The sequence below is a fragment of the Kribbella sp. NPDC104218 genome, assembly GCF_055584105.1.
Window position 1 is genome coordinate 355,599 of the sequence record NZ_JBVJMQ010000003.1, and the last position, 9,854, is coordinate 365,452.

At 67.9% G+C, this 9,854-nt stretch carries 12 protein-coding genes; 10 read left to right on the forward strand and 2 right to left on the reverse strand.

From position 1 onward, the window contains the following. Positions 1 to 3 precede the first annotated feature (3 nt). The 6 genes from ACZ6ZD_RS26620 (at position 4) to ACZ6ZD_RS26645 (ending at position 5,823) form a co-directional block, all read left to right on the forward strand. Positions 4 to 1,365 (forward strand): ABC transporter substrate-binding protein, encoded by a 1,362-nt coding sequence (locus ACZ6ZD_RS26620; RefSeq protein ID WP_465676630.1) that lies wholly within the window; start codon positions 4 to 6, stop codon positions 1,363 to 1,365. After that, a complete protein-coding gene (locus ACZ6ZD_RS26625) occupies positions 1,362 to 2,240 on the forward strand; it encodes a carbohydrate ABC transporter permease (RefSeq protein WP_465676631.1) in 879 nt (292 codons plus the stop codon). The genes ACZ6ZD_RS26620 and ACZ6ZD_RS26625 overlap by 4 nt, the downstream gene beginning before the upstream one ends. Positions 2,241 to 2,265: 25 nt before the next feature. Beyond that, the gene (locus ACZ6ZD_RS26630) at positions 2,266 to 3,051 is read left to right on the forward strand and encodes a carbohydrate ABC transporter permease (RefSeq protein WP_465676632.1); all 786 of its coding nucleotides are present in this window, start codon (positions 2,266 to 2,268) and stop codon (positions 3,049 to 3,051) included. Between the two features lie 47 nt (positions 3,052 to 3,098). Then, positions 3,099 to 4,496: a hypothetical protein gene (locus ACZ6ZD_RS26635; RefSeq protein ID WP_465676633.1), complete on the forward strand. Its 1,398-nt coding sequence runs from the start codon at positions 3,099 to 3,101 to the stop codon at positions 4,494 to 4,496. Positions 4,497 to 4,561: 65 nt separating this feature from the next. After that, on the forward strand, positions 4,562 to 5,386 hold the full coding sequence (locus ACZ6ZD_RS26640) for an endonuclease/exonuclease/phosphatase family protein (protein WP_465676634.1): 825 nt from the start codon (positions 4,562 to 4,564) through the stop codon (positions 5,384 to 5,386). Further along, the gene (locus ACZ6ZD_RS26645; protein ID WP_465676635.1) at positions 5,383 to 5,823 is read left to right on the forward strand and encodes a DUF6463 family protein; all 441 of its coding nucleotides are present in this window, start codon (positions 5,383 to 5,385) and stop codon (positions 5,821 to 5,823) included. Before ACZ6ZD_RS26640 ends, ACZ6ZD_RS26645 begins: the two co-directional genes overlap by 4 nt. Here ACZ6ZD_RS26645 and ACZ6ZD_RS26650 read toward each other — a convergent pair. Further along, positions 5,747 to 6,298 carry a TetR/AcrR family transcriptional regulator gene (locus tag ACZ6ZD_RS26650; RefSeq protein ID WP_465676636.1) on the reverse strand — a complete coding sequence of 184 codons (552 nt, stop codon included), beginning with the start codon at positions 6,296 to 6,298 and terminating at the stop codon, positions 5,747 to 5,749. The genes ACZ6ZD_RS26645 and ACZ6ZD_RS26650 overlap by 77 nt on opposite strands. Positions 6,299 to 6,515: 217 nt before the next feature. Here ACZ6ZD_RS26650 and ACZ6ZD_RS26655 point away from each other — a divergent pair, with 217 nt between their 5' ends. From ACZ6ZD_RS26655 to ACZ6ZD_RS26670, 4 genes are read left to right on the forward strand one after another with little or no spacing between them, the layout of a single operon-like run. Further along, positions 6,516 to 7,109 (forward strand): DUF2867 domain-containing protein, encoded by a 594-nt coding sequence (locus ACZ6ZD_RS26655; protein ID WP_465676637.1) that lies wholly within the window; start codon positions 6,516 to 6,518, stop codon positions 7,107 to 7,109. Positions 7,110 to 7,146: 37 nt separating this feature from the next. Further along, positions 7,147 to 7,683 carry a hypothetical protein gene (locus ACZ6ZD_RS26660; protein ID WP_465676638.1) on the forward strand — a complete coding sequence of 179 codons (537 nt, stop codon included), beginning with the start codon at positions 7,147 to 7,149 and terminating at the stop codon, positions 7,681 to 7,683. Beyond that, positions 7,680 to 8,402 (forward strand): ubiquinone/menaquinone biosynthesis methyltransferase, encoded by a 723-nt coding sequence (locus tag ACZ6ZD_RS26665; protein WP_465676639.1) that lies wholly within the window; start codon positions 7,680 to 7,682, stop codon positions 8,400 to 8,402. The genes ACZ6ZD_RS26660 and ACZ6ZD_RS26665 overlap by 4 nt, the downstream gene beginning before the upstream one ends. After that, a complete protein-coding gene (locus tag ACZ6ZD_RS26670; RefSeq protein ID WP_465676640.1) occupies positions 8,399 to 9,112 on the forward strand; it encodes an SDR family oxidoreductase in 714 nt (237 codons plus the stop codon). The genes ACZ6ZD_RS26665 and ACZ6ZD_RS26670 overlap by 4 nt, the downstream gene beginning before the upstream one ends. A gap of 11 nt (positions 9,113 to 9,123) precedes the next feature. Here ACZ6ZD_RS26670 and ACZ6ZD_RS26675 read toward each other — a convergent pair whose 3' ends face one another. Next, positions 9,124 to 9,726, reverse strand: coding sequence for a TetR/AcrR family transcriptional regulator (locus ACZ6ZD_RS26675; protein ID WP_465676641.1), 603 nt, complete (start codon positions 9,724 to 9,726; stop codon positions 9,124 to 9,126). Positions 9,727 to 9,854 lie beyond the last annotated feature (128 nt).

Here is a 9,854-nt window from a genome sequence, read left to right on the forward strand (position 1 = left end):
GACATGACCAGCACCACCTCGAGCACCGGTCCGATCAGCCGCCGGACGCTGCTCCGGCTGACGGCCGCGACCAGCGCCCTCGCTCTGGCCGGCTGCAGTGACAGCGGTTCGAAGTCCGGAGCTTCGACGGTGCCGACGTACTGGACGCAGCCGAACGCCGAGCAGAAGGCGATGGCGGCGTTCCTGAGCGACATCGAGAAGGGTTTCGCGAAGGCCAATCCGGACCGGACGGCCAAGACGCTCCTGGTGCCGTGGGAGGACTCGCTGACGAAGTACACGGCGGCCTTCTCCGGCGGCAACCCGCCGGACGTGACCTACCAGATCATTCCCTGGATGAACAAGTGGCGGCAGACGAACGTCCTTGCCGACTTCAACAAAATCGCGCCGAAAGAGGATCTTGACGCGATGCTCGCGGGGGTGAATCCGCGGCACGTCGACGTCGCCAAGGGCCCGAACGGCGAGCTGTTCGCGGTCCCGTACGTCACCGACACCGGCCACAACCTCACGGTGAACGCCGAGATCTGGGAGAAGGCCGGTAAGCCGAAACTGCCCACGACGTACGCCGAGATGCTCGAGTTCGCGAAAGCGACCACGATGGACACCAGCGGCCGGCGGCTCGGCGAAGCCGGGTTCGACAAGAGCAAGGTCGCCCACTACGGGATGACCTGGCCGCTGGTGCCCTCCATCCAGGAGAACTACATCTGGCACTACTTCTGGTCGTTCGGGACGGAGTACATCTCGGCCGACGGCAAGGACGTCGGTTTCGACAACGAGCCGGGCCGCGCGGCGCTGGAGAACATGAAGGCGATGGTCGACTCCGGGGCCGCCACCCCCGCGGGCCTGTACACCGACGAGTCGAAGTGGACCAACGCGCTGGTGTCGGGGAAGTCGGCGATGCAGTGGACGCACGCCCTGACGGCGGATCAGGCCAAGGCGTTCCCGAAGGCCCGGCTGCTGGTCCTGCAGCCGCCGAAGGGCCCGCAAGGCGACCAGTTCCTGGTCGGCGGGTGCGGTTTCATCGCCGTCTCGGCGAAGAGCAAGAACGTCGACAACGCGTACCAGCTCGCGAAGTACATCTTGTCGGCGGCGCCCAAGGAGCAGTACACCCGGATGATCCTCGGGGTGCCGATCCAGGGCAGCAAGGGGGCGTTCTACACCGATCTGCCGGATCCGCGGATGAACGAGTTCATGAACGAGGCCGCCAAGTCGACGCAGTTCCAGCGCATCCCGCCGGCGTTGAAGTACCAGCCCAACGAGTACCTGCTGGGCAAGATCAACGACTTCCTGACCGGGCGCCAGTCGCTGGACGCGATGATCAAGGACGCCAGCAAGCAGATCAAGCAGATGGCCGCCGCGGCCGCATGATCAGTCGCCGTCTCCGGGAGACAGCTGTCGCCGGGCCCTTCCTGACCGCGAAGGGCCTGGTCTTCGGCCTGTTCATCCTGGTTCCCTTCGTCTACACGTTCGTCCTGACCTTCCAGCGCGGCAGCCTGCTCACGGGGATGCGCTGGGGCGGCCTGAGCAACTACCGAACGGTCGTCACCGACACGCTGTTCCGGGACGCACTGAAGAACACGCTGCTGTTCATGCTCGTCTGCACTCCGGTGACGCTGGTCGTCTCGGCGGCAGTCGGCCTGTTGCTGTCGTCGAGTCTGCGTGGCATGGCCGTGCATCGTGCGTTGATCTATCTGCCGTCGCTGCTGTCCGTCGTGGCGACAGGGCTGATCTGGAAGGTGCTCCTGGATCCCGAACAGGGGCCGCTGCACCTGTTGATGTTGCGCGGCTTCGGGCTCGACATCCCCTGGCTCACCAACGGGACCGTCGCCATCGTCCTGCTCGCCTTCATCACCGCCTGGAGCACCTGCGGCTTCTACGGCCTGGTCTTCATGGCCGCGTTCAACGGGATCGACGGCGAACTGCTCGAAGCCGCGCGGATCGACGGCGCCGGGCCGTGGCAGATCCTGACCCGGATCAAGCTGCCGCTGATCCAGCCGGTGGCGCAGGTCGTTCTGGCGCTGCTGACCATCAACTGCGTCCAGGTCTTCGACCTCGTCTTCGTGCTCACCAACGGCGGTCCGGGAACCGCTACGTACACAGCGATGTGGTACGTCTACCAGAACGCGTTCAACGGCGGTTCGGTGGCTTACGCCGCGACCATGAGCGTCATGCTCCTGATTCTGACGGCGCTTATCTCCGCGCTGTTCCTGGCACGCCGGACGGGAGCGGATGCCGATGCCTAGCCGTCGATGGCCCGTGAGTGTGGCCATGCACGCCACTGCGGTGATCACCAGCCTGCTGTTCGCGGCGCCGGTGATCGTCGTCGTCGTGGCGTCCCTGAAGTCCTCGACCTTCCTCGACTTCTCCTGGGCGCCACAGGACTGGACGCTGCGCAACTACCGCGAGGTCCTCGGCGACCCCTTGTTCCCGCGGTACGTCGCCAACAGCTTCATCGTCGGCGGTGCGGTGACGGCGCTGACGGTGCTGGTCGACCTGCTGGCTGCTTACGCGTTCGCGAAGTTGCGCTTCGCCGGCCGGGACAAAATCTTCGCACTGCTGCTCGCGACGATGATGCTGCCGTTCTCGGCCACGCTCGTCCCCGTCTATCTGATCGTGGCGAAACTCGGCATGGTCGACACCTATCAGGGCATGGTCGTTCCGGCGCTGGCGGCGCCGTTCGGGGTCTTCTTGTTACGGCAGTTCATACGCGGCATCCCGGACTCGCTGCTCGAATCGGCCCGGATCGACGGCGCGTCGGAGCTGCGGATCTTCGCGAACGTCATCCTGCCGCTGTGCCGGCAGCCGATGGCGGTCCTCGCGATCTTCACCTTCGTGGGGAGCTGGAACGGGTTCCTGTGGCCGCTGCTGATCGCCCAGTCGCCCGAGATGCGCACGATCACGGTGGGGATCGCGACGACGAACACCCAGTTCACCCAGAACATCGGCGGGACGACGGCGGTCGCCGTCCTGAGTCTGCTGCCGATGGCGGTGTTGTTCCTGGCCTTCCAGCGGTACTTCATCCGGGGAGTTCTCGCCGGCGCACTGAAAGCGTGATGAGTGTTGTGTCTTCGTGTACCGAATCTTCTAGGAGTTGGTTCTGAATGGCTTCCCGTGGTCCGTCACCCTTCCCGCCCGGCGGTCTCAAGGCCGTCCTGGTCGGCGGCAACACCGTCGGCGCGGCGGTGCGCGAACGCGAGCCGCGCCCGGACGACTACCGGCACCTCGACACGCCGGCGCTGATCCGCAAGCTGCGTGAGCTGTCGGTCAATACCTACCTGTACGGGATCTGGGACTCGCCGACCGATTTCGACGATCTGCGGCTGGAGTTCCTGCCGGCGGCCGAAGCGGCCGGGATCGCCGTCGTCCCGTATCTCGTGCCCCCCAGCGAGACCAGCGAGAACGGCCGTGCGTCCCGCCCCTTCCTCCTCGATTTCGTCACCTGGGCGAAGGAGCTCGCCGAGCTCTCCACCCAGTACAAGAACCTGGTCGCCTGGGCCATCGACGACTTCGAGTTCGAGCTCAACGCCGAGCTGTTCACCCCGCAGTACATGCAGGCCATCGTGGACGCCGCGGCCGCGGTGAATCCCGAGCTCCGCTTCTACACCTGTGCGTACTACGGCGCGGCCACGAGTGAGCGCTTCCTCGACAAGTACGGCCCGTACGTCGACGGGCTCATCTATCCGTTCCTCGACGGTCACCACGAGAACACGACGGTCGCCGGATCGCTCGCCCAGTGTCTCGATACCGTCCTCGAATACACCCGGCCGCGAAACCTGGAGTTGATTCCGCTCATCTACGCCGGTCGCTTCCTCGATGCTCCACTCGCACCCACCGAGGACTACGTCGCAGCGACGCTGGACGTCGCGGCGCAGTACGCAGCTGATGGGCGGACGGGCGGCACCATCGCGTACGGAACTCAGCTGGACGACGCACCGACACCGGCGTCCGACAACAAGGCCATGTACGGGACCGGGCGACTGGCCCTGATCGCGCCGCGCGTGCCGGTCCCCGCCGGCGCGACGGCAACGGCGAGCCAAGTGGTCGCTGTCGATCCGGCCACAGCGCGCCAGGAGATTTCCTTTTGGTACCACCGCTGGTTCCACGCCCGAGGTGTTCAGCCGGACACTTACAGGCTCGAGCTGTTGATCGACGATGAGGTGTTCTGGGGGATCGACATCGCCGAACAACCGTGGGCGGTGTGGACGCAAGGCGACGGCCTGATGGGCCCGGTCGACGTCACCCGCGCAACGCGCGGACGAGACCGGGTGCAGGTCAGCTTCCGGCTCCGCGCGCTGCGCGACACCTCGCTGTCGTACGTCGACGTCGGCGTGGACAACGTGGAGACAATCGGTCTCGCCCTGCGCAACGGCGGATTCGACGACCCGCAGGATTGGACGCTGGTAACGCAGGGCCCGCTGCTCGCAGTCACCGATCTGTTCGTCCCGGACCGCCCGGCGCGGATCCGTCGCGCAGTCTCCCGCTCGTTCGCCGTCGACTAGCCGGCTCCGCACTCCCAGGCTCCAGACCATGCGGTATGGTCTGGAGCCTGGAGAGGGGAGCGGTCGTGGTTCGGGTGCTGACGTGGAATGTCTGGTGGCGGTTCGGTGCGTGGGGGAGGCGCCGGGAGGCGATTCGGGAGGTGGTTGAACAGGCCGATCCGGATGTTTGCGGCTTGCAGGAGGTGTGGGACGACGGTGCCGAGAATCTGGCCGCGTGGCTGGCGGGGGAGCTTGGGTACCACTGGACTTATGCGCCATGCCCGGCGCCGGAGGCGTGGCAGCGGCGGATCGGCGACCGGACGATCGGTATCGGCAACGCGATCCTCAGCCGGTGGCCGCTTGTCGAGAGTGCGGCTGTCGGGCTCCCGGGCGACGATGGACGGACGGCGCTGCTGGCGCGGGTCAGATCTCCGCGCGGTGACATTCCCTTCTTCACCACCCAGCTCACCTCGACGGTGGGAGCGTCGGCGGCACGCTGCGGTCAGGTCGCGGAGTTGTGCCGGCTGATCGCCGATCGTTCGGCCGGCTACGACTTCCCGGCGGTCCTCACGGGTGATCTGAACGCCGAGCCGCAGTCCGATGAGATCCGCTTGCTGGGTGGGCATCACACGGCGCCGACCGTCCCAGGGCTCGTGCTGGTCGATGCCTGGCGGTACGCCGACGATACTCAGACTGGAATCACGTGGCAGCGGAAGAACCCCCATGTGGCGGCGAGTCTGGAGCCGGACGCCCGGATTGACTACGTGCATGTCGGGTTGCCGACGGCAACTGGAGCGGGCGCAGTCCAAGCAGTGCGTGTACTGGCCGACGATCCGGTGAACGGCGTCTGGGCGTCCGATCACGCCGCCGTGCTTGCCGAACTCGCCGACCCTCGGAGCCTGTCCTCATGAGGCGCCGCCTCACGCGCTGGTTGCCGATGCTCACCACGGCGCTGGGCGTCGTCCACCTGATCTGGGTGGTCGCTGATCTGCCTGATGAGGTCGTCGGGATGCTCGAGGACGGCGTCGTCGGCGCGTCGAACACCGACTCGCGCGACTTCGCGACCTGGTTCTTCATCGGCGGTCTGGTGCTGCTGATGATCGGATCGGTCATGCGCTGGTTCGTCCGGCACATCGGACGCATTCCCGCGCACGTTGGCTGGTGGATGCTGGCGCTCGGTGTCTTCGACACCCTGCTGGAGCCCGACGGCGGCGGCTACGCCCAGATCCTTCTCGGCGGCCTGATCCTGTTCGCCTTGCCGGTCGAGCCGGTCAGGGAGTCTTCGGCGACCGGGCGGGGATCTCGTTCATCGCGAACTCGAACAGCTGGCGCAGGGCCCGTCCCTTGATCGGCGGCACCACGTGGAAGGCGCCGATGAGGGACAGGTAGAGCAGCTGGCTCATCAGCTTGGCCTCGGCCGCGTCTCCGGTGTGCTGCTGCCATTGATCCCGCAGGTACTTCATGCGGGTGTTGTCGATCCGGCGCTGGACCTCGCCGGCCTCGGCGTCCTGCATGGCCCAGGCGCGGACGGCGACCTCGGGATCGGTTCTGCGATCGTTCAGGACCAGGGCCACCAGGGCGTCCAGCCGGGCCCGCGGGGTGGCCTGGGCGTCGTCCACCGCCTCGACGAAACGGCTGGTGAACTCCTGCTCGTACAGATCCAGCAGCGCCGTCTTGTAGCCCGGCATGCTGCCGAAGTGATGGTAGAAGGACCCCTTGCTCAGGCCGAGCATGCCGACGAGACGCTCGATCGTCAGCGCCGGCGCGCCCTCCTCGGCGAGGATCGTCAATCCCGCGTCCAGCCAGTCCCGCTTGCTCGCCATCGCTCCTCGATCGATCAGGGCCCGTCACGGACGGGACCACAGGGTAGGCCGGCCGTTGCGGCCGCACGACAGACCATACCGCGTGGTACGGAGTGGCCGGTGTCACGCGGGCGAGGGGCTTGTGGTCGGGCCGGGGGAGCGGGCATGATGCGGAACTAGTGGTACTGAAACTAGAAGTTCCGAAACAGAGTGTGACCCCAGAGCGAGGTGGACGACGATGCGTATCCCGAAGTCCGCTCATACCGAGCAGCCGTGGCGGATCCACGAATTCGCGGGCGACTTCCGGATCGAGGATGTGTGGTCGTTTCGCGCTCCAGGCGCCGGGCCCGGCGACTTTCCCGTGATGATCGACGCGCTGAAGGCGGCGTACGACAACCGGACGGATCCCATGGCGGTCAGGTTCCTGTTCGCCGTCCGCTGGAAGCTCGGGGCGCTGCTCGGCTGGGATGACGCCGAGGCCGGGCTCGATCAGCGAGTCGGCTCGCTGCGTGACCGCCTCCCGTCCGACCTGGCGCGGACGGTCGCCAGGGCCACGCCCTGCTCCGACCCGTTCGCCGAGGTCTACCAGCTCGAAACCGAAGCTGCTCGCGAGCTGGCCAACAAGACGGTTCACGACATCATGCATCTGGGCTGGGTTGCGACGGACGATGGCGGATACGAGCTGCGGATGGCAGCCCTTGTCAGGCCGAACGGTGTTTTCGGTCGCGTCTACATGGCCGCCATCGCGCCGTTCCGGTACTTGATCATCTATCCGTCGTTGACTCGCCAGTGGGAACAAGCCTGGCTCGGAGCTGTCGGCAGCCGGCCGTGACGAGTGGGGAAGCGGCGTCCAGACTATACTGTTTGGTATGGTGATCGGGACGGAGCCGCCGCGGGCGGCGGGGGTGTGGGTGACGCGGTGCGCGTGGGCGGTGCCGTGGATGATCCTGCCGACGGCGTTGTGGCGGTTGCCGTTCGCTTTCGGGTTCGGGATGGGCATGGTCGATCCGCATGCGCCGCCGTGGGTGTGGTGGGCGGTGCCGTACACGCTGGGTCTGATCGTCCTGGTCGAGGTGCTCGCGTTCCTCACTGTCGGGCTGGTCGAGCCCTGGGGGGAGCGGTTGCCGCGGTGGGTGCCGTTGGTCGGCGGACGCCCGGTTCGGCCGCGGGTGGTGTCCGCCGTCGCCGCGGCAGGCGGTACGGCGTTGTCGGTGCTCTGGATCAGCGACGGCGTCCGTTGGCTGCGCGGGGACCACGTGCAGTTCACCTCTCCGTGGTGGGAGGGTCTGGCGGCGGTGGGTCTGCTGACGCATGTGCTCTGGGGGCCGTTGCTGCTGGTGGTGACGGTTGACTACTGGCGTCGGCACCGGGACATCGGCCGGCCGTTGGCCGAGGTGCGCGGATGAGCCGGCCCGGTGAGCGACCGGGGCTGGACAAGCAGCCCGGTGACGTCACCGCGATGTTCGACCGAGTGGCGCGGCGCTACGACCTGCTCAACCTGCTGATGACCGGTGGCTATGTGGCCCGGTGGCGCCAGGCGACGACCAGAGCGATCGCGCCCCGACCAGGCGAGCGCATCCTGGACGTCGCCGCCGGCACCGGCGCGTCCGCAGCACCACTACTGGTCGCTGGCGCAGAGGTGGTGGCCGTGGACCCGTCGTCCGGGATGGTCGCCGAGGGCAGACGCCGTCATCCGGGCCTGACGTTCGTCGAGGCCGGCGCCCACGACCTGCCATTCCCGGACGCGCACTTCGACGCCGTGACGATCACCTTCGGCCTACGCAACATCGGCGCCACCGAACTAGCCCTCACCGAGCTGCGCCGAGTCTGCCGCCCGGGAGGTCGCCTGGTGGTCGCCGAGTTCTCGACCCCGACCTCGCGCGTACTGCGCGCCGGCCACCAAGGCGTCGTCCGCTTCGCACTCCCGCTCCTAGGGCGGGTCGCCTCCTCCGACCCGGCGGCATACGGTTACCTGGCGGAGTCGGTCCTCGACTGGCCGGACCAAGTCCGCCTCGCGCAGTTGATCACGCGAAGCGGCTGGTCCGATGTGCAGTACCGCAACCTCAGCAGCGGGATCGTCGCGCTGCACCGCGGACGACGTCCAGCCCGAGAGGACATCGAGTGACAAACATTCTCGTGACCGGCGGTACCGGTGCACTCGGGCGGCCCACCGTCGAGCACCTGCGCGCCGCCGGTCACTCGGTCCGCGTCCTCAGCCGCACGACCGGCGCCGGAGTGGTCACCGGCGATCTGATGACCGGTGCGGGTGTCAGAAAGGCCGTCGCCGGCGCCGAGCTGATCTTCCACCTTGCGACCGGCCTCGGACGCCGAGACCTCCAGCAGGCGCGGACCTTGCTGGACGCCGCGCCGGCGACGCACATCGTCTTCATGTCGATCGTCGGCATTGACCGGATCCCGTTGTCGTACTACCGGACGAAGCTCGAGGTCGAGCGGCTGCTCGCCGCGCGCGAGGCGCCGTCCACGATCCTGCGGGCGACGCAGTTCCACACTCTGCTCGACCGGATCTTCGGCCTGAAGTTCCCGGCGATCCTCGCGCCCGCGGTCACCTTGCAGCCGATCGCCGTCCAGGACGTTGCCCGGCGCCTGACCGAGCTTGCTGCCCATCCGGTCGACGGGCGGGTGCCGGACGTCGGCGGTCCGGAGCAGAAGGCCGTCGCGGACCTCGCGCGGGAATGGGCGGCCGCCCGGGGATCGCGGCGTCCGGTTCTGCGGCTGCGCCTGGCTGGGCGCAGCTTCAACGCCTACCGGGGCGGCGCGGCGCTGGTCGACGGCCCGCCCTGGGGATCAACCACCTTCGCGGACTACCTCGGATAAAGCCGGCGCTTTCAGCTTGGGGGGCGGGTGAGAGTTAGGGCTGTTTCCAGGAGGGTTGAGGTGAGGGTGGGGAGCTGGTCGGGGGCTTCGGAGAGCAGGAAGAGCCAGGCGAAGATGGGGCCGACGAGGACGGCGTTGAGGGCGGCGGTGTCGGGGCGGACGGCGAGTTCGCCGCGGGCCTCGGCGCGGTCCAGGATCTCGTCGAGGGTCTGGCGCTGAGACGGGAGGTAGTTGCCGTCGAACCGCTCCAGGAGGGCCGCGTCGGCATGGATATCGGCCAGTAGCCCGGCGATGGCGCCAGGCGGCGGAGCGGTCATACCGGCGACGACTTCGCTCAGTACCGCGGCCAGATCGGCCCGTAGTGACCCGTGGTCCGGTGCCTCGGCGAGGAACTGGTTCGGCAGCAGGACGTCGAAGATCATCTCCTGTTTGCTGGCATGCCGCCGGTAGATCGCGGCCTTCCCAACCCCGGCCCTCGCCGCCACCTGATCCACCGACAGCCGCGCGTATCCGACCTCGGCCAACAGCTCCTGGACCGCCGTCCGGATGGCGTCGTCCACCCGCCCGTCCCGCGGTCGACCGCCTTGTTTCCGTTCCTGGTTGCGAGCCCGCATGCGCCGATCATACGAGACTCGCAGTACTGAAACCCCGCCGAACCACGGGTCGGGGGGGGGGGGGGGGGGTGGGGGGGGGGGGGGGGGGGGGGGGGGGGGTGGGGGGGGGGGGGGGGGGGGGGGGGCGT